The organism is Streptomyces sp. NPDC050121, from assembly GCF_044460385.1.
Classification (GTDB): domain Bacteria; phylum Actinomycetota; class Actinomycetes; order Streptomycetales; family Streptomycetaceae; genus Streptomyces; species Streptomyces soliscabiei.
Genome location: NZ_JBITJV010000048.1, coordinates 37,325 through 62,826 on the forward strand (window position 1 = coordinate 37,325; position 25,502 = coordinate 62,826).

Below are 25,502 nucleotides of genomic sequence, written 5' to 3' on the forward strand. Positions count from 1 at the left end.
ACGGCCCCCCGCCCGGAAGGGCGAGGGGCCGTACCCGTCGTACGGGGGGCGTGGGCTCAGCCGCGCTGAATGCCCGAGGCGTCCCGCAGGACGCCGCGTCGGCCGTCCTGGGTCTGGGCCACCAGGCCCTGGGCGCCCTGCTCGACCGCGAGGTACCAGGTGCCCGGCGCCAGTTCGGCGATGGGCATCGGCGCGCCGTCCTCCGCGTACAGCGGACGCGGCACCGGTACGGCGAACCAGAACGGCGAGAAGTCCGCGGCCGGCGGCTGCGCCGGACCCGGCTGAGCGCCGAACGGCGACTGTCCCGGCTGCCCACCCGACTGACCGGGCTGCCCCGGCTGCGGCTGACCGCCGAACGCCGACGGCTGCGGCCCGCCCGGGTAGCCGTAACCCGCGGGCGGCTGCGCACCGTAGGGCTGGGGGGTCGGCGGCTTGGGCGCCGGGATGAGGCCGGCCTGCAGGGCAGGGACGAGGGGGGTGGCGACAGCGGCCCCGGCGAGCACCAGCGTGGCGATGAGGGCGAGGATCAGCCCCGTCCCGGCGGAGGGGGCGTTCGAGTTGTCACCGCCGAAGTTGTCCAGGCCACCGACCGGGTCGACGACGTTGCCGAGGGCGCTCCAGGCGGCGAACACGGCGAACGCGACACCGAACGCGCCGAGTTCCAGGCCGGCGATCTTGCGAGGGTTCGGCAGACCGCGGGCGACGACAATGAGCGCGGCGGCGATGAGGCCGGCCAGGACAACACTGAGCAGGACCGGTCCGCTCGACCAGAGGCTCGGGATGTCGAGGCTGCTGGGCGCGTTGTCGTACGAGTAGTTGTCGAGGAACGACGCGATGAACAGCAATACCGCTGCTCCGATCACCACGCCGTCGCCTCGAGTGAGGGAGCGGATATTCACTTCAGGTCCTTCGTCAGTCGTCTCGTCGTCGGTACACGCATACACGTATCGGTAGAGGCGTCGCTGTCACCATGTCGCCGTCAGGCCCCGGTGTGAAGCGTGGGGGTGGCCCCTCATCGTAGGGACGACACTATCGTCCGCACGATTGTGCTGTCCGCCGTGATCAGCGCGCTGATCACTACCCGCGCAGGAAACTCACGATTCCCTCAGAGATCCCTTGCGCCGCCTTCTGCCGCCAGGCGCCACTGGTCAGCAACGCCGCGTCCTTGGTATCGCGCATGTTGCCGCACTCGATGAACACCTTGGGAACCGTTGACAGATTGAGACCGCCCAGGTCCTTCCGCGTGACGAGACCGGTCCCGTCGCCGATGTAGTTGGCGGGCGAACTGCCCGTCGTGCGCGCGAAGTCGCCTGCGATCAGCTTCCCGAGGTCCTTCGACGGGCCCACGACGGCACGGGTGTCGGCGGCGCCCTCGTGCACCGTGGCCGGCAGGATCACATGGAAGCCGCGGTCGCCGGCTCCGGCGCCGTCCGCGTGGATCGAGACGACCGCGTCGGCGTGCGCCGCGTTCCCGATCCGGGCGCGCTCGTCGACACACGGGCCGTACTCCCGGTCGCCGTCCTGCGTCAGCTTCACCGTGGCGCCCTGCTGTTGCAGCACCGCGCGCAGCCGGTGGGCCACGTCCAGCGTGAACTCCGCCTCGCTGTAACCGGAGTTCGTGGACGTGCCCGTAGTGTCGCATTCCTTCCAGTTGGTGCCGATATCCACCTTGCGATTGATGGCGGCGGTGTGCTGGACGTTGTCGGGGTTGTGCCCGGGGTCGATGACGACGACCTTGCCCCTGAGGGAGGCGGACCCCGCGGTCGGGGCGGTGCCGCCGGCGCCCTGCTTGCCGTCGCCGCTCGCGTTCCGGTCCCCGCTCGCGCCGCCGGCCGGCGAGCCGTCGGCAGGGGAGCTGTCGGTGGGGGAGCGGAGCGTGGACGACGAGGCCGCAGCTCCCGCCCCCCGGTCCGGTCCACTGTCCCCGCCGGTTCCCGTTCCCGTCCCGCCCAGCGCCTCGTACGCCAGCCAGCCCAGCAGCGCCCCAGGCACGAGCGCCGCGAGCGCCACGGTCAGCGGGCGGCGCAGCGGGGAGCGGCGCGGCGACGCGGAGTCGAAGCGATCGGAGGGGCCGAAGGGGTCGGAGGAGCCGGGGTTCGAGCCTGTGTACGACACGCCTGCCACCCTAACGGGCATCCCGGCGAGGGCTCAGGCGGAAGGCGGCCGGACGGATGAGGGGCGGCCCCCCGCCCTCCTGCACCCCCCGCCCTCCTACACCCCCTGCCCCTTCACCCCCTGCCCCTTCACCTCCCTGCCCCTTCCCCTCCGCCCCCCGACCCCTGATTACTTGAAGATCGTCCCGTCAGGCGTCGTGCCCTGCGGCACCAGGCACACGAACCAGTCCCACGGGGACCCCTCGACCGAGCGGATGGCGGACTTGTCGGTGTTCGTCGCCTCGTTGGCCGGTCGCCTGACCAGGTCGGTCCTCGTGCCGTCCTTCCACTTGCAGGTCACCTGGTTGACCGTCTCGGCGACCGGGCCCACCACCACGCGGTCGGAGCTGCCCGAGCCGGGGCCTGCCGGGACCGTGCCGGACTGGTTCCGCAGAGGCGGGTCGAGGCCGCGACCGTTCATCAGGCCGGCGTGAATCAGGGTGCCCGGGCCGTTCTCGTCACCGGTGCTGCTGCGTAGGAAGAGGGCGCTCCTGCCGACCAGATCGGAAGGCTTCCGCACGGTCGGGAGGGTCTCGCGGTACTTCGCCATCGCCTTCAGCTCGGCCTGGGCCTCTGCGGCGTCGCGTGGCGCCGGCCAGACGTCGATCGCGACCTTCCAGGGCTTGCCCTGGTCGGTTCCGGTCCCCAGGATCGTTCTGCTGGGGGACTGGAGTGCGCCCGGCGTTCCCGTCGCCGCCGGTGTCACCCGCTCGCCGTTGCCTCCCGGCAGCCCCGTCATCGCCAGCGCCCCGGTCGAGCCGGCGACTACGAGGGCTGTGGCCGCCGCGACCGCCCAGCGGCGGGCCCTGCGGCGGCGACCCCTGCGGATGAGTGTCTGGGTGGGGGCTATACCGATCTCGACCTCGTCCGCGGCGTCCGCCAGCAGGCCGGCGATGTCGTGCTGCATCATGTCGTGGTTCGTCTCCCGGTCCGCGCTCATCACTTCCGCCCTCCCTGCGTCGCTGTGCCCGCCAGTTCCGGTATGGCGCGGAGTTTCGCGATCCCCTTGGCCGCATTGCTCTTCACCGCGCCGACCGAACAGCCCATCGCCTCGGCCGTCTGCGTTTCGGTCAGGTCCTCCCAGTAGCGCAGCACCACCGTCTCCCGCTGCCGCGGCGGCAACTCGGCCAGCGCCTTCAGCAGGGTGTGCCGGTCGTCGGCCCGGCCGATCGGATCGCCGGTGTCGGCGACCTCGTGCGTGAGACCCGAGTCGTCGCCCTTCGGGGCGAGGAACTCGCGGAGCTTCCTGCGGTACTTGCGGGCATGCGCGTTGATCATCACACACCGTACGTACGCCTCAGGTTCGTCGGCTGCGCCGACTCTGCGCCACGCCACGTAGACCTGTTCCAGCGTCGACTGGACCAGGTCCTCCGCGGCGTGCTGTTCCCCCGTGAGGAGAAATGCCGTGCGCATCAGCCGCGGCCAGCGGCCGACGACGAAAGCCTGGAACTCCGTGTCCCGATCCTGCTTCCCATCCCCCATGAGCACCTCCTAGATGTTCAAAGGAGGCCATGAGCGGCCCGGATCGTTGCCTCGGCGAGCGGAGACTTTCCGCGGCAGCCACACCGGCGTCAGCAGCGCCCCCGCCGGCAACGGCGAGGCGAGCGGCGTCGAGGATCGGGTTTTCGGCCCAGGGCAGGTCCTGGGTCGCCGGTCGGGGCGCGGGAGAGGGACCGCTTTCCCAAGAGAAGATAAAGAAATCGTTAGTACGCCAAAGCATCGGAATAGTTGCCCGTGCATACAGGTTCAGTTCGCATGTAACCGCCGAGACACCACCCTCGTAACGCCCGAAGCACCGCCCCCGGAGGCCCCACCCCATGACGCACACGACGACCGACCGGCCGGCCCGCCCAGCGAGCGGAGCCGTCGTCCCGGTGCTCGCCTTCGCGGGCATCGTGGTCGCGGTGATGCAGACCCTGCTCGTCCCGGTCATCAAGGATCTGCCCCAGCTGCTGGACACCGCGCCCAGCAACGCCACCTGGGTCCTGACCTCCACCCTGCTGTCCGGCGCCGTCGCCACCCCGATCATGGGCCGCCTCGGCGACCTGTACGGCAAACGGCGGATGATGATCCTCAGCCTGGCCGTGATGGTCGTCGGCGCGCTGGTCAGCGCACTCACCAGCGACCTGCTCATGATGATCGTGGGCCGAACGCTCCAGGGCTTCGCCATGGGCGCCATCCCGCTCGGCATCGGCCTGATGCGGGACATGCTGCCGCGCGAGAAGCTCGGCTCGGCGATGGCCCTGATGAGCTCCTCCATCGGCGTCGGCGGCGGCCTCGCCCTGCCCGCCGCGGCCCTCGTCGCCCAGCACGCCGACTGGCACGCCCTGTTCTACGGCGCCGCCGGCCTCGGCGCCCTCGCCATCGCCCTGACCCTCCTCGTCGTCCCCGAGTCCCCGGCCCGCGCCGAGGGCACCTTCGACGTGCTGGGCGCGATCGGCCTCTCCACCGGCCTCGTCCTCTTCCTGCTGCCGATCACCAAGGGCAGCGACTGGGGCTGGACCTCCGGCACCACCCTCGCACTGTTCGCCGCCGCGGCCGTCGTCCTCCTCCTGTGGGGCGTGATGGAGCTGCGCGTGAAGGCCCCGCTGGTGGACCTGCGCACGACGGCCCGCCCCGCCGTCCTCTTCACCAACCTCGCCTCGATCATGGTCGGCGTCTCCTTCTACGTCGTCTCCCTCGTCCTGCCGCAGCTCCTCCAGCTGCCGAAGGCCACCGGCTACGGCCTCGGCCAGTCGATGGTCGTCGCCGGTCTGCTCGTCGCGCCGCTCGGCCTGACGATGATGGTCACCGCCCCCGTCTACGCCCGGCTGTCCGCGAAGTACGGCCCCAAGGTCACCCTGATCCTCGGCATGCTGATCATCGCGATCGGCTACGGCGCCGGCCTCGGCCTGATGAGCGCCGCCTGGCAGAGCCTCGTCATCGCCGTGCTGCTGGGCGCGGGCATCGGCCTCGCCTACTCCTCCCTGCCCGCGCTGATCGTCGGCGCGGTCCCGGCCTCGGAGACCGGCGCGGCCAACGGCCTCAACACCCTGATGCGGTCCATCGGCACGTCCGTGTCGAGCGCCGTCATCGGCATGGTGCTGGCCAACACCGCGAACAACGTGAACGGCGTCGCGATCCCGACCATGCACGGCTTCCGCGTCTCCTTCCTGATCGCCACGGCCGCCGTCGCGGTCGGCCTGGTTCTCGCCCTGTGCCTGCCGAAGCAGCAGCGCCCCGCGACGGCTCCGCAGCTGCGCGCCAGCAGCGAGGAGGACGTCAACCTGGAGCACGCCGAGGAGGTCCTGCGGGGCTTCCGCGGACGGGTCCTGGACGCCGACGGCGCCCCGGTCGCCCGCGCCAAGGTCACCCTCATCGACCGCCGCGGCCGGCAGGCCGGCGCCACCCTGTCGCAGGAGGACGGCCGCTACACCCTCGCCGTCCCGGCCCAGGGCGCCTACGTCCTCGCCGCGAGGGCCTCCGGCCATGGGCCGCTTGCGTCGTCCGCGTCGCACCATGGCGGGGAACGGGCGGTCGAGCTGGATCTCTCCTTGCCGGGCGAGACGGTGACTGCTTAGCGCCCACTGCGGTGCCGCGTCGCGCTGTCCGGCGTCTGCCGCGCCGTCGTGGCCGGTCGCGCAGTTCCCCGCGCCCCTAGGTCCGCTACCGGATTTCATTCGCAGTGCATCGGCCTTCAGGCCGGTGGTGAAGCGAATCTGACAGTGGCGACGCGGAGCGTCGCGGTCTCGTTCCGGCGGAGCCGGAGTCGACTCGTGACGGTGACGGATCGTTCACACGTTCCCGATGACGACGCGGGTTCGACGTGCCTAGTGTGATCGTCATGCAGCTCCGGTACAGCTTCCGCGTGTACCCCGACGCCACTCAACAGGCAGCGCTGGCCGGGGCGTTCGGGTGCGCCCGTGTCGTGTTCAACGACGCCGTGCGGGCCCGCGAGGACGCCCGTCGGGCCGGGCAGCCCTTCCCTACGGCCGGTGACCTGTCCCGGAAGCTGATCACCGAGGCGAAGCGGACGGCCGGGCGGTCCTGGCTGGGTGAGGTCTCCGCGGTGGTGCTCCAGCAGTCCCTGCGGGACGCCGAGACCGCCTACCGCAACTTCTTCGCCTCCCTCAAGGGCGCCCGCAAGGGTCCGAAAGTGGGTGCGCCGCGGTTGAAGTCCCGCAAGGACGCCCGGCAGTCGATCCGGTTCACCGCCAACGCCCGCTGGAGCGTCACCGCCGGCGGCCGTCTGAACCTGCCGAAGATCGGCGCGGTGAAGGTGAAATGGTCCCGCCCTCTGCCCGCCGTCCCTTCGGCAGTGAAAGCGCTGGCACGTACCCGGCTGGCCAAGTCCGTTCACGAGGCGGGCTGGTCGTCGTTCGTGCACATGCTGGAGTACAAGGCGCAGCGGTACGGCCGCACCCTGGTGAAGATCGGCCGGGTTTGAGCCGACCTCCCAGACCTGCTCTGCCTGCGGCGCCGTGGACGGGCCCAAACCGCTGAACGTGCGGGAATGGACCTGTGCCGCCTGCGGCGCCGTCCACGACCGGGACCACAACGCCGCGATCAACGTGAAGACGGCCGCCGGACTGGCGGCATCGGCCTGCGGAGCGCCGGTAAGACCAGGAGCGATCCCGGCACAGCGCGAAGAAACAGGAAGCCACGGATTCCCGACCGAACCGCGTGCCGCGTAGCGGCACGGCAACCAGTCAGGGAAGGCCAGAATCCTCGGGCTTCAGCCCGAGGAGCAAGTCAAACGTACCCTCTGTCGATTGAGCGACAGGGGGTACGACAGCATGGGCACCGAGAACTTCGTACGACCGAGAGGACCGCCCATGCCCGCGGCCGCACCCAAGCCCGAGATCCTGGCCGCGTTCGAGGCGGCGAAGGGGTTCATGCCGGTCGACGAGGGCCTCGCGCTGTACGCCGCAGCCGTCGAGGCGGGCGCGCTCGGGCTGCCGTTGCTCGAGGTCGGCACCTACTGCGGGCGTTCCACGATCCTGCTCGCGGACGCGGCCCGCCAGTCCGGGGTCAGCGCGCTCACGCTCGACCACCACCGGGGCAGCGAGGAGCAGCAGCCGGGCTGGGAGTACCACGACCCGGAGACCGTGGACCCCGAGATCGGACTGATGGACACACTGCCCACTTTCCGCCGGACCCTGCACCGGGCCGGCCTGGAGGAGCACGTGGTCGCGCTGGTCGGGCGGTCGCCGCAGATCGCCGCGTTCTGGAATGCGCCCCTCGGCCTCGTCTTCGTCGACGGCGGCCACACCGACGAGCACGCCACCTCCGACTACGAGGGCTGGGCGCCGCACGTCGCCGAGGGCGGGCTCCTCGTCATCCACGACGTGTTCCCCGACCCGGTCGACGAGTTCACCGGCCAGGCCCCCTACCGCGTCTACCTGCGCGCCCTGGCCTCCGGGGCCTTCACGGAGGTCTCGGACACCGGCTCGCTGCGGGTGCTGCGGCGCACGGGCACGGGGATCTAGAGACGAGGGGCCCTGGAGACGAGGGGCCCTGGAGACGAGGGGCCCTGGAGACGAGGGGCCCTGGAGACGAGGGGCCCTGGAGACGAGGGGATCCATGGGCGAGCGGATCCAGGGACGATCCGAAGGCCGTCGTCCGAAACTCAGGCCGGTTCCGAGCCGCGGCGACGGCGGCGCACGACGACAGCCGCAGTGACCGCCGCCGCGGTGACCAGGGCGGCCGGCACCAGCACGGCGGGCCGCAGGGCGGACCGGTACAGCGGCGCCGGGGACGCCTCCAGCGGGATGGCGGCGACGTCGTTGCCGGGCGTGCGGTCGGACGGGTTGTACGTGCGGATGGTCCCCTTCGCGCCCGGGACCTGCCGGTCGATGCGGATGTGGAAGTCGATGGCGGTCGAACCGTCGCCGTACCGCGCCTCTTCGTAGAACGCGTTGGAGCCGACCTCGCAGACGAACGCCTTGCCCGGCTTCTCGGGCCGGTCGCAGGCCCACTTCACGTCGTCGTCCTCGATGGTGTACGGGATGGAGGTGACCGTGGCGCCCTCCGGCGGGACCACCTCGAAGCGACCCATTTGCTCGTCCCCCTCCGGGCGGCCGGGGCCGAGGTTCCGCACCCCGAGCCGCACCTTCACCGTGTCGCCGACCCGGCCCCGCACGCTCGCCGTGACCGGACGGTAGTCGGCCTGCAGAGTGGTGGTGATCCCGACCCGGGCCTGGCCTTCGCCGAAGGCCTGGGCGGCGGTGCGGACGAGGGTGAGCGGCGCGCCTGTGCCACGTACGGTGTGGTCGGCGGGGCGGGACGGGGCCGACGACCAGCTGTAGGTCACCGCGCCGGACAGCGTGTCGGGCACGTCGACCGTGTAGACCAGCGGGGCGCTCGTGCGGTACGCGGCGCCCGCCGCGGGCTTCGTGGGGAACGTGCACCACGCCGAGGTGGCCGCGGAACCGGCGTAGAAACAGTTGCTGTGCCGGGCGGCCAGCGTCAGCCCCTCCGACACGTCGACCCGGAGGGCGACCCCTTGCTTCGCGGGGAAACGGGTGTTGTTGGCCAGTCGTGCGGTCAGGTTCGCGGGTTTTCCCGGGGCCAGCCCGCTCACGCCCTTCTCCTGCCCGGGCGCGGACAGCGTCGGACCGCCGACGATCAGCCGGGTGGAGCCGGTGATGGTGGGAGCGTTGTCGGCGGTCGCGGTGTACGTCACCGTTCCGCCGTCGCCCGGCTCGACGCCGTCCACGCCCAGGAGGGTGAGGGGGTCGTAGCTCTCCCCGTCGCCGTTCTGCAGATCGCCGTAGTGGCAGGTGTAGATCGGGCCCGCGGCCTTGCACATCTCCCGGTCCCCGAGCCGGGCGACGCCCTTCAGCCCCGACGCGTCCACGACGACGCTGACGTTGCGGGCCGGTTCGCCGCCCTTGCTCGCTTCGACGAAGACGGGGACGTGGAAGTCGTCGTTCGATGCCTTGGCTCCCTCGTCGGCGTTGTACATGACGAAGGTTTTCACGGTCTCGAACCGCATCACGACCTGACCGGAGCCCTCGGCCGCGGCGGGCGCGGACGCCGACACGGCGGCGAGTGCTGCCGCCAGGGCGGCCCCACGGGTGAAGAGACGTCGCCGCAGGATCGATATCGGTAAGGGCATCCCGGCACTATGCCACCACCGGTCCGGTCGTCGCCGTCGGCCCCGCGGCTACAGCCACCCCTGCTGCCGGGCCTCCCGCATCGCCTCCATCCGGTTGCGGGTGCCCGTCTTGCCGATCGCGGAGGACAGGTAGTTGCGGACCGTGGACTCCGAGAGGTGCAGCTTGGCGGCGATGTCGGCGACTGTCGCGCCGTCCACGGAGGCCTTCAGGACGTCGCACTCGCGGGCGGTGAGGGGGTTCGGGCCGGCGCCGAGGGCGGCCGCGGCCAGCGCCGGGTCCACCACCGTCTCGCCGGTCAGGACCCGGCGGACGGCCGCCGCCAGCTCCTCCACCGGCCCGTCCTTGACCAGGAAGCCCGAGGCCCCGGCCTCCATGGCCCGGCGCAGATAGCCGGGCCGGCCGAACGTGGTCAGGATCAGCACCCGGCAGTCGGGCACCTGTTCGCGCAGCTCGGCGGCCGCGTCCAAACCGCTGATGCCGGGGAGTTCGATGTCGAGGAGCGCGACGTCCGGGCGGTGGAGGAGCGCCGCGTCCACGATCGCGTCCCCGGTGCCGACCTGGGCGACCACCTCGATGTCGGCCTCCAACCCCAGCAGCAGGGCCAGCGCGCCGCGCATCATGCCCTGGTCCTCCGCGAGCAGCACCCTGATGGACTTGGTGGGGCGGTGGTCGCGGGGCATTTCGTTCACGGGCCGGCCCGGCATCTCGTTCACGGCACCAGGTTAGGGCCGGCGGCCACGGACGGCGCACTGTCCGTGGGCTCCTGCGGTGCGGACGTCTGGTGCGTCGGGGACTGCGTGGACGGTTCCGAGGACGGTTCCGTGGGCAGTTCCGCCGTGACCGTGAAGCCGCCGCGCGGTCCCGGGCCCGCCGTGAGCGAGCCGCCCGCCGTCGCGAGGCGCTCGCGCAGGCCGGTCAGACCGGTACCGCCGCGAGACGGGCGGCACTCCTCGCCACCTGTGCCACTGCCACTGCCACTGCCACAGCCACCGTCGCTGCCGGTGCCGGTGCCGGTGCCGGTGCCGTTGTCCGTCACCGTCAGCCGGACCCGCTCCGGGGCACCCGTCACGGTGATCTGGCAGCGGGTCGCTCCGCTGTGCCGGACGACGTTGGTGACCGCCTCCCGCACCACCCAGCCCAGCAGGGCCGCGGTCTGCGGCTCGGGCGGCGGCCCGGACCGGCTCACCGAGGGTTCGACGCCCGCCGCCGTCAGGGCCGAGCGGGCCCGGTCCAGCTCGGTGACCAGGCTGCCCTCGCGGTAGCCGGTGACCGCCTCCCGGATCTCGGTCAGCGCCTGGCGGCCCACCGCCTCGATGTCCATGACCTGGGAGAGGGCCGCGTCCATGTCGCGCGGCGCCAGCCGGCGGGCCGCCTCCGACTTCACCACGATCACCGACAGGGTGTGGCCGAGCAGGTCGTGCAGATCGCGGGAGAAGCGCAGCCGTTCCTCCTCCACCGCCCGGCGGGCCAGCTCCTCGCGGGCGGCGCGCAGTTCCCGTACGGCCTCGGACAGGGAGAGGATCGCGGCCGTCACCATCGTCGAGATCCAGGTGGCGTAGGCGATGGTCAGGCCGTCCCAACCGTTGTGGACGCAGGAGACCACCCCCGCGAGGACGGCCAGCGCGGTACCCAGAGCGCGCAGTCGGGCACCGCGCAGGGTCGCGCCCGTCGCGAGGCCCAGCAGCGGGAGGAACAGCAGCCAGTTGCCGCCGTAGGCGAGGGCGAGACCGAAGGTGACCAGGGCCAGCAGCCCCAGCGCCACCCGCGTGGAGGTCGCCTCTCGCGACTGCTTCGCGAAGGCGCGGCTCGAGACGTAGATGTAGAGCGAGTTGAACGTCAGCAGGCCGAGGCCGCCGATCCACGGATTCGGCGTCTCGCCGTGGAACAGGTTGGAGATCGCGCCCATCCCCAACAGCAGCCACGGCATCAGGGAGAACGCGTTGGCGGGCGGGCCCGGGTCCTCGGGGACCTGTCCGGCCTTGCGGGCGGCCTTGTACTCGGCCTTGAGGCGCTGCTTGTTGTCCTGCCAGTACCGCTGCTGCCTGCGCCCCTCCCGGACTGCCGAGCGCAGGGCATCCCGGCGGCACGCCTGTGCGCGCCGCCAATCCTCGAACGACCTCGTCATGTTCCTGTCCCCCGGTTTCCACGGCTGTGTGGTCGTCCCCGACGCTACGGTTCCGCGCCCGTTCGCGGCAGTGCCGGATGTACGGACTCGGCCGGGACAAATGTCACCGGCGGCCGTTTCTGACATACCGTCAGCTGTCTTCACAAGTCCCGGGGCCTGGGCTATACAGGGGGTCGCCGCACTGGAACGCGTTCTAGAGCGGGCGGGTTCTGCGGCCCCGTCACGACCTCGGTGCGGCCGATCGGTGCGGACGGCCGTGCCGAGGTCTCTCAGCAGTTCGAGCGATCCGAGCAAGTCCGAGCGATCCAAGCAGTCCGAGCGTTCCGAGCAGTCCGAGCGATCCGATCGTTCCGAACATCAGGAGCTTCATGCCCATCGACGCAGCCAAGGCGCTCGCCGCCGAACCCCGCTCCGGCGAGATCTCCTGGATCCCCAAGGACGTCCAGCTCTACCACCTCGGCATCGGCGCCGGCGTCCCCGCGACCGATCCCGACGAGCTGCGCTACACCCTGGAGTCCCGGCTGCACGTCCTGCCGAGCTTCGCCACCGTCGCGGGAGCCGGCTCACCCGGCGTGATCAGCGGCCTGTCCATGCCCGGCGTCGACGTCGACCTCGCCCGCGTCCTGCACGGCGGGCAGCGTCTGGAGATCCACCGGCCCCTCCCGGTGCAGAGCCGGGCGACCGCCACCGGGCGCATCGCCGCCGTCTACGACAAGGGCAAGGCCGCCGTCCTCGTGATGCGCACCGAAGTCGCCGACGCGGACGGCCCGTTGTGGACCAACGACGCCCAGATCTTCGTGCGCGGGGAGGGCGGCTGGGGCGGTGACCGGGGTCCGTCCACCCGACTCGACCCGCCCGCGGGCGACCCCGACAAGGTGGTGGAGCGGTCCGTCCGCGAGGACCAGGCCCTGCTCTACCGTCTCTCCGGCGACTACAACCCCCTGCACGCCGACCCCGAGTTCGCCGAGCGCGCCGGGTTCGAGCGGCCCATCCTGCACGGCCTGTGCACCTACGGGATCACCCTCAAGGCGGTCGTCGACACCCTGCTCGACGGCGACGTGACCCGGGTGCGCTCGTACGCCACCCGCTTCGCCGGGGTCGTGTACCCGGGCGAGACCCTGCGCATCCGGATGTGGCGGCAGGACGACACCACGCTCCGGGTGGCCGTGAACGCCGTCGAGAGGGACGACGCGCCCGTCCTCGCCGACACGATCGTCGAACACTTTTGAACTCGCGATGACCTGAGGGGAGCCGCACCATGCGCGCAGCCGTACTGCACGAGATCGGCCAGGACAAGCTGGAGGTCCTCGACGACGTCGAGGCGGTGGGCTTCGGCCCCGGACGGGTCAGGATCCGGGTGCGGGCCACGGGGCTGTGCCACTCGGACCTGTCCGCGATGAGCGGGGTGCTGCCGCAGCCCGCGCCGTTCGTGCCCGGCCACGAGGGCGCGGGCGAGGTCCTGGAGGTGGGGGAGGGCGTCACCCGGGTCAAGCCCGGCGACCGGGTCGTCGTCTGCTGGCTGCCGGCCTGCGGAGCCTGTCCCGCCTGCAAGCGCGGCCAGACCGAGCTGTGCCTGGCCGGGTTCATGAACGCCGGCACCCCCAACTTCCGCCGGGCGGGCGGGGACCTGTTCGGCATGGCCGGCACCGGCACCTTCGCCGAGGAGGTCGTGGTCGACGCCGGCTGCGCGGTCCCGATCCCCGACGACGTCCCCTTCGACATCGCCGCGCTCATCGGCTGCGGGGTGACGACGGGCCTGGGCGCCGCCCTCAACACCGCGGACGTGGCGGCCGGTTCGTCGGTCGCCGTCATCGGCTGCGGGGGCGTCGGCATCTCCGCGATCCAGGGTGCGCGGCTCAGGGGCGCCGCCGAGATCGTCGCCGTGGACCCGGTCGCCTCGCGCCGGGAGGCCGCACTCGACTTCGGCGCCACGAAGGCCGTTTCGCCCGAGGAGCTGCCCGGCGCGAAGCAACTGGTCACCGGCGGCGAGGGGTTCGACTACGTCTTCGAGGTCGTCGGCCGCTCCGCCACCGCCCGCACCGCCTATGAGAACACCCGGCGCGGCGGCACCCTCGTCGTCGTCGGCGCGGGCGCCCTCGACGACTTCCTCCAGCTCAACATGTTCGAGCTGTTCTTCGACGAGAAGCGGATCCTGCCCTCGATGTACGGCGGCGGGGACGTCCTGAGCTCCTACGAGCGGACGATCGCCCTGTGGCGGGCCGGCCGGATCGACCTGTCGGGTCTGATCACCCACCGTGTGCCGCTCGCCGAGATCAACGAGGCGCTGGACCAGATGCGTACGGGAGCGGCCCTGCGTACCTGCATAGAGATCTGAGGCGTGGTATGTCGCTGCCACTTGAGGGACTCGCGGCGATCGTCACCGGCGCGGGGCGCGGGCTCGGCCGGGCCGAGGCGCTGGAGCTGGCCCGGCTGGGCGCGGCCGTCGTCGTCAACGACTACGGGCAGCCCGGCCGGGACGGGTCGGGCGAGGCGTCGGCCGGCCCCGCCGAGGAGGTGGCACAGGCCATCCGGTCGGCCGGCGGCACCGCGCTCACACACACCGGGGACGTCGCCGACTTCCAACAGGCCCGTCAGCTCGTCGAGTTGGCGATCGCCGAGTTCGGCAAGCTGGACGTCCTGGTCAACAACGCGGGCATCCTGCGCGACCGTATGGTCTTCTCGATGGCCGAGGGGGAGTGGGACGCGGTCGTCCGGGTCCATCTCAAGGGCCACTTCAACACGACCCGTTTCGCCGCCGCCCACTGGCGCGAACGGTCCAAGGCGTCGGGCGGGCCGGTGTACGGGAGGATCGTGAACACCTCGTCGGAGGCGTTCCTGGCGGGCTCGGCCGGACAGCCCAACTACGCGGCGGCGAAAGGCGGGATCGTCGGACTGACGACGTCCACGGCGCTCGCGCTCGCCAAGTACGGGGTGACGGCCAACGCCATCTGCCCGCGCGCCCGCACCCGGATGACCGAGGACGTCTTCGCCGGGTTCGAGCAGCCGGACGAGGGCGGCCTCGACCCGCTCGCCCCCGAGCATGTCGCCCCGCTGGTCGGGTACCTGGCCTCACCGGCCGCCGCCCGGATCAACGGACAGCTGCTCGTGGTGCACGGCGGCATGGTCGCCGTCGTCGAACGGCCCAAGGTCCGGGCGAAGTTCGACAGCAAACAGGACACCTTCACCTACGACGAGCTCGACGCCGTCCTCACCCCGCACTACGCGCAGCGGCCGCCTGCGGAGACGTTCGCGGCGGCGGAGGTGCTGGGGCTGCGACGCGGGGAGGGATAGCGCAAGCGAAGGGGCCCCGGTCGTCCGTCCATGGACGCCCGGAGCCCCTTCGGTGTTCCGCGTACTGCTCAGAGAGCCGTTTCCTGCTCAGAGAGCCGTTTCCTGCTCAGAGAGCCGTTTCCTGCTCAGACAGCCGTTTCGTTTGCTCAGCCGGCTGCTTCCTGCTCAGACAGCCGCTTGGGCCTTGCCCTCGGACCGGTTCTCGGACCGGTTGTCGGCCGGCTTGCGGTGCCGGCCGTGCGGGGCCGAGTCGCCGTCGTAGGACGAGACCGGGCCCCGGTGCCGGCCGTGACCGGCCGTCTCCTGGGAGTCGGTGGACAGCGGCTGCATCGTGCTTGCGTCGCTCATCGGAAAAGTTCACCCCGTCAACATGATCTTTCTTTACAGCCGGGCGATTTTATCCAGCACACCGCGGGGCGAATCCAGGCGGCCACGCCAACCGCAGCTACTTCGTTACAAGGCTGCCGAGAGGGGCCTGTTGGAGAGGGATCGGGCGGCGGCCAGGAGGCGGTCGGGAGGGATCCCACTCCTCTGCCCCCGAGGGTCCTTCGAGCAGGGAGGCATCGTCGCGGGGCGCGGACGAGGGCGGCGCCGTGACCGGCGCCGGCAGCGGCGCCACCCCGCAGGGCTCCGCCGCCGTGGCGTACGGCAGACGGAGCACGCCGTCCGCCGTCCACAGCCCGCTGCCCGCCAACCAGCCCTCGGGGGCGGCGAGTTGATGCAACCGTCGGTCCATCGGGCGCCAGACGCCGACCCAGGTGCCGAAGGGGCCGTCGATGCGCAACCCCACCGCACAGCCCTCCGGCAGGAGCACCTGGCCCGGCTGGATCGCGAACGGGGTGAGCGTGTGGCCGGGCAGATGCAGGGACTCCGGGAATCGGACCGGCAGGGTGCTGCCGAGGACGCCCCAGCCCAGCCGGGTCTCGCCCGGGGTGGGGGCGTCCGAGCCGATGAGCAGCAGCCCGCTGTCGGGGTCGGCGAGCAGCAGACGGTCGTCGCTGTCGGCGGAGATCTGCAGCAGCTCAGACACCTCGCCGCCGCGCTCCAGGTCCACCACGATCGCCTTGGTCCGGCCGCCGACCTCACGGTCCAGCGCCAGCATCCGGCCCGTACGGTCCAGCCAGACGCCGCCCGAGCAGCGGCCGGGGATCTCGGCGAGGTACTCGGGGCCGAAGGCGCCGCCCGCGACCAGCCACAGGTCCGTCGTGCCGCGGCCGACGGCCAGGGCGTACGCGCGTCCGCCGCAGGGGGCCGGCGGGAGCAGGCGCAGCCAGGTGCCCTCGTCCGGGCACTCGACGGCGCCCAGCGGCAGCTCGCCCGTGCCGGGGCCGGTCGGGTACAGCAGCGAGAAGGCGTGCCGGCCGTCGGTCGGCCGCCGGATCAGGACCCGGCCGTCGGCCATCGGCTGCACCTCCGTGCCCGGCTCCTCGGGCTGGTTGCCGGGCAGCGGCACGGCGTACGGCTCGGGGCCGTCCAGGGTCCAGCGCTCCGGGAACCAGCAGTCGCCGGCCCGGGCCAGGCGTGCGGCGTAGGCGCCGTCCGCCGTGATCACGCAGTCCGCGTGCGGCGGCATACCAGGATCGGCGCGGCCGCCCCTGGGAGCCTCAGGAACCTCGGGGACCTCAGGAACTTCGGGGACCTCGGGGACATCGAGTGCCTCAGGCACCTCAGGGGCCTCCCCGTCCGTCGCGGTGGGCTCGATCGCACAGGCCGGCATCGTCATCGTTCAGCCACCTCCGGCACACGAAGCTAGTTTTCGCACGCACGGACGTGGGACCGACGGGCGGTCCACTTCCCTCATAAGAGTGGTGCAGAAGCGATTCGCCTGAGGGCTGTGGAAGGGGTGTGCATCGCCCGGGCCGGCATCGACGGCAGCGGTACGGGCTCGTAGAACGGCCAGGTAGCCTTGGCCCGTGCCCCGTCTGTCTGAAGTCATCGCTGCGCTGGAGAACCTGTGGCCTGCCGAGCGGGCCGAGTCCTGGGACGCGGTCGGCACGGTCGTGGGCGACCCCGAGCAGGAGGTCTCCCGGGTTCTGTTCGCCGTCGATCCCGTCCAGGGAATCGTCGAGGAGGCCGTGCGGCTCGGCGCCGGTCTGCTCGTCACGCACCATCCGCTGTATCTGCGCGGGACGACGACCGTCGCGGCCTCCACCTTCAAGGGCCGCGTGGTGCACACGCTCATCAAGAACGACATCGCCCTGCACGTCGCTCACACCAACGCCGACACCGCCGACCCGGGGGTGAGCGACGCCCTCGCCGGCGCCCTCGACCTGCGGGTCGTACGGCCCCTCGTACCGGATCCGAGCGATCCCGAGGGGCGGCGCGGGCTCGGCCGGGTCTGCGAGCTGGACCACCCGCTCACCGTCCGCGAGTTCGCCGCCAGGGCCGCCGAGCGGCTGCCGGCCACCGCGCAGGGCATCCGGGTGGCCGGCGACCCCGAGGCGGTCGTGCGGACCGTCGCCGTCAGCGGCGGGTCCGGCGACAGCCTCTTCGACCACGTCCGCGCGGCCGGCGTCGACGCCTTCCTCACCGCGGACCTGCGCCACCACCCGGCGTCCGAGGCCCGCGCGCACAGCCCTGTCGCCCTGCTCGACGCGGCGCACTGGGCCACCGAGTGGCCCTGGTGCGAGCTGGCGGCCGCCCAGCTCGACGAGATCTCCGACCGGCGGGGATGGGACCTCAGGGTCCATGTCTCCCGCACGGTCACCGACCCCTGGACCGCCCACGCGGCGTCCACCACCGCCACCACCGACCCACTGGGAGCCCCCAACTGAACGCCGCGCCCGCCGACCAGATCCGACTCCTCGACGTCCAGGCCCTCGACGTCCGGCTGCAGCAGCTGGCGCACAAGCGGAGGTCTCTGCCCGAGCATGCCGAGATCGAGGCGCTGACCAAGGACCTCACCCAGCTGCGCGACCTCCTCGTCGCCGCGCAGACCGAGGAGAGCGACACCGCCCGCGAGCAGACCAAGGCCGAGCAGGACGTGGACCAGGTGCGCCAGCGCGCCGCCCGCGACCAGCAGCGCCTCGACTCCGGGGCCGTCACCTCCCCGAAGGACCTGGAGAACCTCCAGAAGGAGATCGTCTCCCTCGCCAAGCGCCAGGGCGACCTCGAGGACATCGTCCTGGAGGTCATGGAGCGCCGCGAGTCCGCGCAGGAGCGGGTCGCCGAGCTGACCGAGCGCGTCGGCTCCGTCCAGGGGAAGATCGACGACGCCACCGCGCGCCGGGACGCCGCCTTCGAGGAGCTCGACGGCGAGGCCGCCACGGTGACCAAGGAGCGCGAGGTCATCGCCGGGTCCATCCCCGCCGACCTCCTCAAGCTCTACGACAAGTTGCGCGAGCAGCAGGGCGGCGTCGGCGCGGCCAAGCTCTCCCAGCGCACCTGCCAGGGCTGCCGCCAGGAACTGTCGATCACCGACTTCAACGAGGTTCGCGCGGCCGCGCCCGACACGGTCGTCCGCTGCGAGAACTGCCGTCGCATCCTGGTGCGCACGTCCGAGTCCGGTCTGTGATCGGTCGTTTCGAACGGTAAGGGGCTTACGTCGTGCGGGAGTTCATCGTCGAGGCCGACGGCGGGTCGCGGGGCAACCCGGGGCCCGCGGGCTACGGCAGCGTGGTGATCGACGCGGCGACGGGGGAGACCCTCGTCGAGCGGGCCGAGTACATCGGCGTCGCCACCAACAACGTCGCCGAGTACCGGGGACTGGTGGCCGGTCTGCGGGCCGCCCGGGACCTCGACCCGGCGGCCACGGTGCGTGTGCGCATGGACTCCAAGCTGGTCGTCGAGCAGATGTCGGGCCGCTGGAAGATCAAGCACCCCGACATGAAGCCGCTCGCCGCGGAGGCGGCCCGGGTCCTCCCGCCCGGGCAGGTCACCTACGAGTGGATCCCGCGCGAGCAGAACAAGCACGCCGACCGCCTGGCGAACGAGGCGATGGACGCGGGCAGGCGCGGCGAACAGTGGGACGCCGGCGCGTCCCGCGCCGCCCTCGACGCCCGCACCACCGCGCCCCCGGCCGCCCCCGCCCCCTCCGGCCCGCCCGGCGACGCCACCGCAGGCGCGGCAAAGGCCCGAGCGGCCCTGTCCCGCGCCCGCACCGAGGCACCGGAGTCCGCCGGCCCGGCCCGGGAAACCCTTACGGAAACTTCCCAGGAAACCGGCCCGAAGACCGACGCCGACCGTCGCGCCGCCCGTACTGTCGCCGCCCCGGCCGCATCCCCCGTCGCTCCCTCGGCCACCTCCGCCCCGGCCCCCGCGGCCTCCGCCGTGCCCCCCGCGGCCTCTGCCCCGGCCCCCGCGGCCTCCGCCGCGCCCCCCGCCACCCCTGCCCCGGCCCCCGTCGCTCCCTCCGTCGGGTGGGGGGCGGCACCTGATCTTGGGGCGCCGGCGACCTTTGTGTTGCTGCGGCACGGGGAGACGCCGCTCACTCCGCAGAAGCGGTTCTCCGGGAGCGGCGGCACCAATCCCTCCCTCTCGGACGTCGGCCGGGAGCAGGCCGAGCGGGCCGCCGCCGCGCTCGCCCGGCGCGGGACCATCCAGCACATCCTCGCTTCCCCGCTCGCCCGCACCCGCGAGACCGCGGGGGCCGTCGCCGCCCGCCTCGGTCTGGAGGTCACCGTCGAGGAGGGGCTGATCGAGACGGACTTCGGAGCCTGGGAGGGGCTGACCTTCGGCGAGGTCCGCGAGCGCTACCCCGACGACCTGAACGCCTGGCTGGCCGACCCGGAGGCCGAGCCGACCGGCGGCGGCGAGAGCTTCGCGGCGACCGCCACCCGGATCGCCGCGACCCGCGACAAACTGGTCGCGGCGTACGCGGGCCGCACGGTCCTGCTGGTCACCCACGTCACGCCGATCAAGACGTTCGTACGGCTCGCCCTGGGCGCGCCGCCCGAGTCGCTGTTCCGGATGGAACTGTCGGCGGCCTCGCTGTCGGCGGTGGCCTACTACGCGGACGGCAACGCCAGTGTCCGCCTCCTCAACGACACGTCCCACCTTCGGCCCTGAGGTACGAGGCGGTCCGGGCGAGGCCCTCGATCCGGGCCCAGTCCCGGGCCGTGACCGCGTCCGCCGGGACCATCCAACTCCCGCCCACGCAGCAGACGTTGGGCAGTGCCAGGTACTCCGGCGCGTTGTCCGGGCCGATCCCGCCCGTCGGGCAGAACCGGGCCTGGGGGAGCGGTCCGGCGAGCGACCGCAGATAGGCCGTGCCGCCCGCCGCCTGCGCCGGGAAGAACTTCATCTCCCGCACCCCCCGCTCGAGCAGCGCCACCACCTCCGAGGCGGTCGACACCCCGGGCAGGAAGGGCAGTCCCGACGCCCGCATCGCTGTCAGCAGGGCGTCCGTCCAGCCCGGGCTCACCAGGAACCGCGCCCCGGCCGCCCCGCACGCCTCCACCTGCTCCGGCGTGATCACCGTGCCGGCCCCGACGACCGCCTCCGGGACCGCCCCGGAGATCTCCCGGATCGCGTCGAGCGCGGCGGGCGTCCGCAGCGTCACCTCGATCGCGGTCAGCCCGCCCGCCACCAGCGCCCGCGCCAGCGGCACGGCGTCGGCGGCGTCCTCGACGACCACCACGGGCACGACAGGAGCGGGCGCCAGCTCCAGTACCGAGGCAGCCGAGGACGAGGGCAGCGGTGAGGTCATGCGCCTCATCCTGCCCGCGGTGCGCAGCATGCGCAAAGGTCATTGCGCATGTTGCAACATGCCTGGTGGGATGGTGTCCGGTAGGAGTCAGTGCACGTCGTCCACCAGCACGTCCAGCGTCCAGGCCGTCGTCCCGGCCTTCGCCCGCGAGGGTGCCTGTTCCTCCACCACGTACCCGAGGTCCCGCAACGCCTCCACCAACTCGGCCGGACCCTTGGGGGCGATGCCCGCCGTCAGCAGACTCCGGACGATCCGCCCCTTCGTCGCCTTGTTGAAGTGGCTGACGACCTTCCGGGTCGGCGCATGCAGCACCCGCACGCTCGCCGTCCGCCCCGCGACCTCGCCCTTCGGCTTCCACGCGCCCGCATACGCGGCCGACCGCAGGTCCAGCACCAGCCCGCCCCCGGCCGCCTCGGGCAGCACGGACGCCATCGGCGAGCGCCAGTGCGCGCCCAGCGCCCCCAGACCCGGCAGCCTCACCCCCATCGAGCAGCGGTACGACGGGATGCGGTCCGTCACCCGGACGGCTCCCCACAACCCCGAGAACACCAGCAGCGACCGGCCCGCGCGCCTCTTCGCCGCCGCGTCGAGGGAGGCCAGGCCGAGGGCGTCGTACAGGACACCGGTGTAGATCTCCCCGGCCGGCCGCGCGCCCGCCGTACGCAGCTCCGTGTTCTTGGCGACCTCGCCGCGCAGCCCCTCGCTCAGCCCGAGCACCTCGCGCGCCTTGTCCTCGTCGGCCGCGCACAGCTCCACCAACTCGTCGAGAACGGCCTCGCGGGCGGCGCCGAGCCCCGGCAGGGAGAGGCCCTCCGGCTTGAGCGGGGCGCCGCGCCCGGAGGACGCCTTGCCTTCGGAGGGCGGCAACAGGACCAGCACGGTACGTCTCCTTCGGTAGAGCTCTGCCGCGCCAGCGTACGACGTGCCGCCCGGAGCACCCGGTCCTGCATTCGTTGCATGCCCCGCCGCCACATCCGCGTGACCGGCGCGCCCGAAGCCCCCCTCCGGGCCGCCCTCACCGCACTGCGCACGAGACTCGGTGCACCGGCCGCCTTCCCGCTCGCGGTCCTGGCCGAAGCGGAGCGGGTCGCGAAGGCCCCGTCCCTGCCCTCGTACGACGCCACCGACATCCCCTTCCTCACCCTCGACCCTCCCACCTCCAACGACCTCGACCAGGCGCTGCACCCCTCCCGGCAGGGCACCCTGTGCTTTCCCGACGGCAAGGTCCCGGCCGCACTGCTGAAGGACCGGGTCGGCGAGGTGTTCGACGCTGTGTGGTGGACGTGGACGAGCGCCGTCCGACCGCCGGCACCGTCCAGCTGGACTCCCCGGCGGTCATCGGCCGCATCGACACCGGCGGGACCGGCGGGACCGGCGGGACCGGCAGGACCGGAGAGGCCGGAGAGGCCGGAGAGGCCGGAGAGGCCGGAGAGGCCGGAGAGGCCGGAGAGGCCGGAGAGGCCGGAGAGGCCGGCGAGACCGGCGAGACCGGAGAGGGCGGCACTCCTCTTCCGCTGGGCGGGCGGCTGCGCGTCCGCCTCACGGAGGCCGATCCGACGGTGCCGACGATCCGCTTCACACCCGCCTGACAGCCCTGCCCTGTAGAGCGCCCGACAGCCCTGCCCTGCGCGGTCGTCGTCAGGAGACGGGCGCGCCGAACCAGCGTTCCAGCGCCGCCTCCAGGGTGTCGTCCGCAAGGCCGTCCCCCGCGTCCGCCGCCGCCCACGCCACGTACCCGTCGGGCCGTACGAGCAGCGCCGTGAGCTCCGTACGGTCGGGGGCGGCGACCGTGCGGACGTCCACCCGGCCGGCGTGGCCCTGCGCGCAGGCGCGCAGCTTGGGGTCGTCGGCCAGGTCGAGCAGCAGCCCGCGTCCGCCGTGCAGGTGGTCGGCGAGCCGGGTGCCGTCGGCGAGTTCCAGGTCGGGGGCGCTGCGGCCGACCAGCGGGTGGTCGCCGGGCAGGTCGTAGTGCTGCCATACGCCGGAGATCTTCTTGACCAGGTAGGTGGTGCCGTCGACCGTCTCCGTCATGCCGGTCACCACCTCGCGCAGGGCGCGCGCGTGCGACTCGGGGCGCATCAGCGCGATCTGGGCCCGCGTCCACTCCAGCACCCAGGCGCCGATCGGATGCCGCTCCCGTGTGTACGAGTCGAGCAGCCCCTCGGGAGCGTGCCCGCGCACCACCGCCGCGAGCTTCCAGCCGAGGTTCATCGCGTCCCCCATGCCGAGGTTGAGCCCCTGCCCGCCGAACGGCGAGTGGACGTGCGCCGCGTCCCCCGCGAGCAGCACCCGGCCCGCGCGATAGCTGCTCGCCTGACGGCAGTTGTCGGTGAACCGGGTCAGCGAGTGCACCTTGTCCACCGTCACGTCGACCCCGCTCACGCGGCGCACACTGGTCTGCAACTCCTCGGCGGTGACGGGTGTCTCGCGGTCGGCGGGCGGCCCGTCGAACTCCACCGTCAGGACACGGCCGGGCATCGGACCGTGCACGTACGTCCCGACGTCCGTCGTGTTCCAGCCGAGCCGCAGCCCCTCCGTCCCGGTCATGTCGGCGATCGCCTGGTACCCGGTGATCTCCGGGGGCGTGCCCGGGAAGTCGAACCCGGCGAGCTTGCGGACGGTGCTGCGGCCGCCGTCGCATCCGACGAGCCAGCCCGCACGCACGTCCCGCCCACGCGTGAGGCGTACGGTGACGTGGTCGTCGTCGGCGTCGACGTCGAAGCCGGTCAGCTCGACCTGGCGGCGCACCTCCACGCCCAGCTCCCGGGCGCGCTCGCCGAGCAGCCGCTCCAGCGTCGCCTGCGGGACCAGCCCGATGCCGTCGACCGGTCCGAGGTCCGCGAAGGCCGGGTCCGAGTCGTCCAGCAGGTCGGCGGTCAGCATGATGCCGGCGAAGTGCCCGGCGAACTTCGGCGGCGGCACGGCCCCCGCGCCGGCCTCCCCGCCCCTCGCCTTCACGAACTCCCGGAACCGGCTCATCGCCGCGTCCTGGATCTCCGCGAGCGCGGGCAGCAGTCCGCGTCGGTAAAGGGCCACGGCGGTGGGGGAGTTGATCGCGCCCGCCTTGATCGTCTCGTCCACCTCGGCCAGCCGCTCGACGATCAGCGTCCGCGCCCCGCCGAGCGCCAGCTCACACCCCAACATCAGCCCGACCGGCCCGGCCCCGACCACGACAACGTCGTAATCCGTTTCTGTACGCGTCTGTGTGCCCGCTGCTGTACGTGTTTCTGTACCTGTCTCTGCGCCCGTGACTGTCATGGACGTAACTGTAGTCACTAAAAGTTTGTTGTCGCTATAGTTTTCCTCATGGTGGAGCAAGGGAAAACGGAACCGTCCCTTCGGGAACGCAAGAAGCAGGCCACGCGGCAGCGGATCTCGGACGTGGCGACCGGCCTGTTCGTGGAGCGAGGCTTCGACGAGGTGACCGTCGCGGAGGTCGCCAGGGCGGCGGACGTCTCCGCGATGACCGTCTTCAACTACTTCCCGCGCAAGGAGGACCTCTTCCTCGACCGCATCCCCCAGGCCGTGGAAATGTTCACGGAAGCGGTCAGGCGACGCGATCCCGTCGAGAGCCCGCTCGCCGCCCTCCGCGCCCTGGCTCTCCAACTCCTCACCCAGCGGCACCCGTTGGGCGGGATCGACGACGACTTCCCGTACTTCTGGAGGGTCGTCATCGACTCGCCCGCACTGCGCGCCCGTGCCCGCGAGGGTGTCGAGGAGGTGGAGGAGGCCCTGGCGCGGGCCTTCGCCGAGACCGCCCCCGACCTTCCCGACCCGCACCTCGCGGCCGCCCTGACGGTCGCGGCCTACCGCTCGGTCTACGTCACCACCGCGCGCCGTCTGCTCGCGGGGGAGCGGGCGGCGGCCGTCATGGACGAGCACCGGGCGCGGATGACGGCGGCCTTCGACGCGCTGGAGGGGGTGTTCGGAGCCGGCTGACCGACTGACCCGGGTGGGTGGTCCTGGCTGGACTCCTTGACTGGCTAACGCTGTTAGCCCTACAGTTCCGACTGTCGGGGCTAACAGTGTTAGCCAGAGATGGAGCGTGGAACGCATGCCCAAGGAGGCAGCAGCCATGAGCACTACCACCACGGCCAGGACAGCCAAGACAGCCAGGACAGCCGAGACGGACACGACAGCCGAGACGGACACGACCGCCAAGACGGCCACGGTCACCCGCTCCCCCCTCACCCTCGTCCGCCGCACCGCCTGGCTCGCGGGCGCGCTGTTCTGGTCGGCGTTCGCGGCCCTGGAGGGCGTCAACCACGGCTGGCTCGCCGGAACCCTCGCCTTCGCCTTCTTCATCGCCCCGGACCTGACCTTCCTCGTAGCCCTCGACGACGCGCCCCGCATGGCGAAGGGCCAGCTCCCGCCCCGCGCGGTGCCGTACTACAACGCGATGCACCGCGCCCTCGTCCCGCTCGCGCTCATGGCCCTCTACGCCTTCGGCCCGGTCACCTGGGCCCCGCTGTTCGCCGCCCTGTGCGGCTGGGCCGCGCACATCTCTTACGATCGCGCTTTCGGCTACGGACTGCGCACGAAGGAGGGCTTCCAGCGTGGCTGACCAGCTGCTGTCCGAACGACTGACCCCGCGCGCCCGAGAGATCGCGACGGCCGCCCGGACCCTCCTGGAGGAGGCCGGGCCCGCCGCGCTCACCATGCGCGCCCTGGCCGACCACCTCGGCATCAAGGCGCCCTCCCTCTACAAGCACTTCCCCGACAAGCACGCCGTCGAGGTCGAGCTGACGGCCCAGCTGCTCCAGGAGTCGGCGGCGGCCCTGGAGACGGCGGAGGAACACGAACCCGGCTCGCTCACCGCGCTGGCGCGGGCGTACCGGACGTACGCGCTCGCCCACCCCCACCTGTACTGCCTGGCCACGGAACGCCCCCTGCCCCGCGCCGCGCTCCCGCCCGGCCTGGAGGACCGGGCCGCGATGCCGCTGCTGCGGGCCTGCGGCGGCGACCTCGACCTGGCCCGCGCGACCTGGGCCTTCGCCCACGGCATGGTGATCCTGGAGATCCACGGCCGCTTTCCGGACGACGCCGACCTCCCGGCGGCATGGAACCGCGGCCTGAAGGCGTTGCACCCCTAGCTTGTTCTTTATCTACCAGGATCTGCCAGGGCGGCCGATGGCCTTGAGGGTCTCGGGGCGTTTGACGGTCTTGCCGACGTCGTAGCGGGGTGC

The 25,502-nt window shown here is 72.3% G+C and carries 24 protein-coding genes and 2 pseudogenes; 14 read left to right on the top strand and 12 right to left on the bottom strand.

Features of this window, described 5'->3' with window-relative positions; all coding sequences use genetic code 11:
• Positions 1-56: 56 nt before the first annotated feature.
• The 4 genes from ACIBTS_RS42660 to ACIBTS_RS42675 form a co-directional block, all read right to left on the bottom strand.
• Positions 57-899 carry a hypothetical protein gene (locus ACIBTS_RS42660; RefSeq protein WP_399326431.1) on the bottom strand — a complete coding sequence of 281 codons (843 nt, stop codon included), beginning with the start codon at positions 897-899 and terminating at the stop codon, positions 57-59.
• A 178-nt stretch (positions 900-1,077) separates the two neighbouring features.
• On the bottom strand, positions 1,078-2,115 hold the full coding sequence (locus tag ACIBTS_RS42665; protein ID WP_399326433.1) for an N-acetylmuramoyl-L-alanine amidase: 1,038 nt from the start codon (positions 2,113-2,115) through the stop codon (positions 1,078-1,080).
• Between the two features lie 168 nt (positions 2,116-2,283).
• Positions 2,284-3,093, bottom strand: coding sequence for a hypothetical protein (locus ACIBTS_RS42670; RefSeq protein ID WP_399326435.1), 810 nt, complete (start codon positions 3,091-3,093; stop codon positions 2,284-2,286).
• Complete coding sequence (locus ACIBTS_RS42675) at positions 3,093-3,635, bottom strand: SigE family RNA polymerase sigma factor (RefSeq protein WP_399326437.1); 543 nt, start codon at positions 3,633-3,635, stop codon at positions 3,093-3,095. Before ACIBTS_RS42675 ends, ACIBTS_RS42670 begins: the two co-directional genes overlap by 1 nt.
• A 335-nt stretch (positions 3,636-3,970) precedes the next feature.
• Here ACIBTS_RS42675 and ACIBTS_RS42680 point away from each other — a divergent pair, with 335 nt between their 5' ends.
• The 3 genes and pseudogenes from ACIBTS_RS42680 (at position 3,971) to ACIBTS_RS42690 (ending at position 7,621) form a co-directional block, all read left to right on the top strand.
• Positions 3,971-5,713 (top strand): MFS transporter, encoded by a 1,743-nt coding sequence (locus tag ACIBTS_RS42680; RefSeq protein ID WP_399326440.1) that lies wholly within the window; start codon positions 3,971-3,973, stop codon positions 5,711-5,713.
• 263 nt (positions 5,714-5,976) lie between these two features.
• Positions 5,977-6,826, top strand: a pseudogene (locus tag ACIBTS_RS42685) (RNA-guided endonuclease InsQ/TnpB family protein).
• A 141-nt stretch (positions 6,827-6,967) separates the two neighbouring features.
• Positions 6,968-7,621: a class I SAM-dependent methyltransferase gene (locus tag ACIBTS_RS42690; RefSeq protein ID WP_399326473.1), complete on the top strand. Its 654-nt coding sequence runs from the start codon at positions 6,968-6,970 to the stop codon at positions 7,619-7,621.
• 140 nt (positions 7,622-7,761) lie between these two features.
• Here ACIBTS_RS42690 and ACIBTS_RS42695 read toward each other — a convergent pair whose 3' ends face one another.
• Genes ACIBTS_RS42695 through ACIBTS_RS42705 form a run of 3 tightly spaced genes read right to left on the bottom strand, consistent with a single transcriptional unit; the run spans position 7,762 to position 11,378 of the window.
• Positions 7,762-9,252: a hypothetical protein gene (locus ACIBTS_RS42695; protein WP_399326442.1), complete on the bottom strand. Its 1,491-nt coding sequence runs from the start codon at positions 9,250-9,252 to the stop codon at positions 7,762-7,764.
• 48 nt (positions 9,253-9,300) lie between these two features.
• Positions 9,301-9,933 (bottom strand): response regulator, encoded by a 633-nt coding sequence (locus tag ACIBTS_RS42700; RefSeq protein ID WP_399326475.1) that lies wholly within the window; start codon positions 9,931-9,933, stop codon positions 9,301-9,303.
• A gap of 29 nt (positions 9,934-9,962) precedes the next feature.
• Positions 9,963-11,378 carry a sensor histidine kinase gene (locus tag ACIBTS_RS42705; RefSeq protein WP_399326444.1) on the bottom strand — a complete coding sequence of 472 codons (1,416 nt, stop codon included), beginning with the start codon at positions 11,376-11,378 and terminating at the stop codon, positions 9,963-9,965.
• Between the two features lie 368 nt (positions 11,379-11,746).
• Here ACIBTS_RS42705 and ACIBTS_RS42710 point away from each other — a divergent pair, with 368 nt between their 5' ends.
• From ACIBTS_RS42710 to ACIBTS_RS42720, 3 genes are read left to right on the top strand one after another with little or no spacing between them, the layout of a single operon-like run.
• Positions 11,747-12,607, top strand: a complete 861-nt coding sequence (locus ACIBTS_RS42710) for a MaoC/PaaZ C-terminal domain-containing protein (RefSeq protein WP_399326446.1) — start codon at positions 11,747-11,749, stop codon at positions 12,605-12,607.
• Positions 12,608-12,636: 29 nt separating this feature from the next.
• A complete protein-coding gene (locus ACIBTS_RS42715) occupies positions 12,637-13,713 on the top strand; it encodes a Zn-dependent alcohol dehydrogenase (protein WP_079662679.1) in 1,077 nt (358 codons plus the stop codon).
• Between the two features lie 8 nt (positions 13,714-13,721).
• Positions 13,722-14,669: a 3-oxoacyl-ACP reductase gene (locus ACIBTS_RS42720; RefSeq protein WP_399326448.1), complete on the top strand. Its 948-nt coding sequence runs from the start codon at positions 13,722-13,724 to the stop codon at positions 14,667-14,669.
• 165 nt (positions 14,670-14,834) lie between these two features.
• On the opposite strand, the gene ACIBTS_RS42725 is transcribed toward ACIBTS_RS42720, so the two are convergent.
• Positions 14,835-15,017: a hypothetical protein gene (locus ACIBTS_RS42725; protein WP_399326450.1), complete on the bottom strand. Its 183-nt coding sequence runs from the start codon at positions 15,015-15,017 to the stop codon at positions 14,835-14,837.
• 97 nt (positions 15,018-15,114) lie between these two features.
• The gene (locus ACIBTS_RS42730) at positions 15,115-16,386 is read right to left on the bottom strand and encodes a hypothetical protein (protein WP_399326476.1); all 1,272 of its coding nucleotides are present in this window, start codon (positions 16,384-16,386) and stop codon (positions 15,115-15,117) included.
• Between the two features lie 196 nt (positions 16,387-16,582).
• On the opposite strand from ACIBTS_RS42730, the gene ACIBTS_RS42735 reads away from it, so the two are divergent.
• The 3 genes from ACIBTS_RS42735 to ACIBTS_RS42745 are packed head-to-tail and all read left to right on the top strand — an operon-like array spanning position 16,583 to position 19,676.
• The gene (locus ACIBTS_RS42735; RefSeq protein ID WP_399326452.1) at positions 16,583-17,443 is read left to right on the top strand and encodes a Nif3-like dinuclear metal center hexameric protein; all 861 of its coding nucleotides are present in this window, start codon (positions 16,583-16,585) and stop codon (positions 17,441-17,443) included.
• Positions 17,440-18,183, top strand: coding sequence for a zinc ribbon domain-containing protein (locus ACIBTS_RS42740; RefSeq protein WP_180291724.1), 744 nt, complete (start codon positions 17,440-17,442; stop codon positions 18,181-18,183). The genes ACIBTS_RS42735 and ACIBTS_RS42740 overlap by 4 nt, the downstream gene beginning before the upstream one ends.
• A gap of 32 nt (positions 18,184-18,215) precedes the next feature.
• On the top strand, positions 18,216-19,676 hold the full coding sequence (locus tag ACIBTS_RS42745) for a bifunctional RNase H/acid phosphatase (RefSeq protein ID WP_399326455.1): 1,461 nt from the start codon (positions 18,216-18,218) through the stop codon (positions 19,674-19,676).
• Here ACIBTS_RS42745 and eda read toward each other — a convergent pair.
• Both eda and yaaA read right to left on the bottom strand, forming a co-directional pair.
• Complete coding sequence (eda, locus tag ACIBTS_RS42750) at positions 19,648-20,316, bottom strand: bifunctional 4-hydroxy-2-oxoglutarate aldolase/2-dehydro-3-deoxy-phosphogluconate aldolase (protein WP_399326456.1); 669 nt, start codon at positions 20,314-20,316, stop codon at positions 19,648-19,650. The two genes, ACIBTS_RS42745 and eda, sit on opposite strands and share 29 nt — an antisense overlap.
• An 87-nt stretch (positions 20,317-20,403) precedes the next feature.
• Positions 20,404-21,195, bottom strand: coding sequence for a peroxide stress protein YaaA (gene yaaA, locus ACIBTS_RS42755; protein WP_399326458.1), 792 nt, complete (start codon positions 21,193-21,195; stop codon positions 20,404-20,406).
• A 78-nt stretch (positions 21,196-21,273) separates the two neighbouring features.
• Here yaaA and ACIBTS_RS42760 point away from each other — a divergent pair.
• Positions 21,274-21,519: pseudogene (locus tag ACIBTS_RS42760) on the top strand (RNB domain-containing ribonuclease); the annotation flags it as partial.
• Between the two features lie 71 nt (positions 21,520-21,590).
• Positions 21,591-21,905 (top strand): hypothetical protein, encoded by a 315-nt coding sequence (locus tag ACIBTS_RS42765; protein ID WP_399326460.1) that lies wholly within the window; start codon positions 21,591-21,593, stop codon positions 21,903-21,905.
• A gap of 49 nt (positions 21,906-21,954) precedes the next feature.
• Here ACIBTS_RS42765 and ACIBTS_RS42770 read toward each other — a convergent pair whose 3' ends face one another.
• A complete protein-coding gene (locus ACIBTS_RS42770) occupies positions 21,955-23,460 on the bottom strand; it encodes an FAD-dependent monooxygenase (protein WP_399326479.1) in 1,506 nt (501 codons plus the stop codon).
• A 162-nt stretch (positions 23,461-23,622) separates the two neighbouring features.
• Between ACIBTS_RS42770 and ACIBTS_RS42775 the strand changes: the two genes are divergently transcribed.
• The 3 genes from ACIBTS_RS42775 (at position 23,623) to ACIBTS_RS42785 (ending at position 25,409) form a co-directional block, all read left to right on the top strand.
• Positions 23,623-24,255 (top strand): TetR/AcrR family transcriptional regulator, encoded by a 633-nt coding sequence (locus tag ACIBTS_RS42775; RefSeq protein WP_399326462.1) that lies wholly within the window; start codon positions 23,623-23,625, stop codon positions 24,253-24,255.
• Between the two features lie 136 nt (positions 24,256-24,391).
• Positions 24,392-24,880 (top strand): DUF4260 family protein, encoded by a 489-nt coding sequence (locus tag ACIBTS_RS42780; RefSeq protein ID WP_399326464.1) that lies wholly within the window; start codon positions 24,392-24,394, stop codon positions 24,878-24,880.
• A 19-nt stretch (positions 24,881-24,899) separates the two neighbouring features.
• On the top strand, positions 24,900-25,409 hold the full coding sequence (locus tag ACIBTS_RS42785) for a TetR/AcrR family transcriptional regulator (RefSeq protein ID WP_079665120.1): 510 nt from the start codon (positions 24,900-24,902) through the stop codon (positions 25,407-25,409).
• Positions 25,410-25,502 lie beyond the last annotated feature (93 nt).

What these genes read in the sequence shown, in the direction of transcription:
- ACIBTS_RS42680 (WP_399326440.1), top strand. Translation starts at nt 3,971, where the DNA reads ATGACGCACACGACGACCGACCGGCCGGCCCGCCCAGCGAGCGGAGCC.
- ACIBTS_RS42700 (WP_399326475.1), bottom strand. Translation starts at nt 9,933, where the DNA reads ATGCCCCGCGACCACCGCCCCACCAAGTCCATCAGGGTGCTGCTCGCG.
- ACIBTS_RS42705 (WP_399326444.1), bottom strand. Translation starts at nt 11,378, where the DNA reads ATGACGAGGTCGTTCGAGGATTGGCGGCGCGCACAGGCGTGCCGCCGG.
- ACIBTS_RS42695 (WP_399326442.1), bottom strand. Translation starts at nt 9,252, where the DNA reads ATGCCCTTACCGATATCGATCCTGCGGCGACGTCTCTTCACCCGTGGG.
- ACIBTS_RS42720 (WP_399326448.1), top strand. Translation starts at nt 13,722, where the DNA reads ATGTCGCTGCCACTTGAGGGACTCGCGGCGATCGTCACCGGCGCGGGG.
- ACIBTS_RS42715 (WP_079662679.1), top strand. Translation starts at nt 12,637, where the DNA reads ATGCGCGCAGCCGTACTGCACGAGATCGGCCAGGACAAGCTGGAGGTC.
- eda (WP_399326456.1), bottom strand. Translation starts at nt 20,316, where the DNA reads ATGACCTCACCGCTGCCCTCGTCCTCGGCTGCCTCGGTACTGGAGCTG.
- ACIBTS_RS42775 (WP_399326462.1), top strand. Translation starts at nt 23,623, where the DNA reads ATGGTGGAGCAAGGGAAAACGGAACCGTCCCTTCGGGAACGCAAGAAG.
- ACIBTS_RS42675 (WP_399326437.1), bottom strand. Translation starts at nt 3,635, where the DNA reads ATGGGGGATGGGAAGCAGGATCGGGACACGGAGTTCCAGGCTTTCGTC.
- ACIBTS_RS42690 (WP_399326473.1), top strand. Translation starts at nt 6,968, where the DNA reads ATGCCCGCGGCCGCACCCAAGCCCGAGATCCTGGCCGCGTTCGAGGCG.
- ACIBTS_RS42780 (WP_399326464.1), top strand. Translation starts at nt 24,392, where the DNA reads ATGAGCACTACCACCACGGCCAGGACAGCCAAGACAGCCAGGACAGCC.
- ACIBTS_RS42670 (WP_399326435.1), bottom strand. Translation starts at nt 3,093, where the DNA reads ATGAGCGCGGACCGGGAGACGAACCACGACATGATGCAGCACGACATC.
- ACIBTS_RS42770 (WP_399326479.1), bottom strand. Translation starts at nt 23,460, where the DNA reads ATGTTGGGGTGTGAGCTGGCGCTCGGCGGGGCGCGGACGCTGATCGTC.
- ACIBTS_RS42725 (WP_399326450.1), bottom strand. Translation starts at nt 15,017, where the DNA reads ATGAGCGACGCAAGCACGATGCAGCCGCTGTCCACCGACTCCCAGGAG.
- ACIBTS_RS42710 (WP_399326446.1), top strand. Translation starts at nt 11,747, where the DNA reads ATGCCCATCGACGCAGCCAAGGCGCTCGCCGCCGAACCCCGCTCCGGC.
- ACIBTS_RS42730 (WP_399326476.1), bottom strand. Translation starts at nt 16,386, where the DNA reads ATGCCGGCCTGTGCGATCGAGCCCACCGCGACGGACGGGGAGGCCCCT.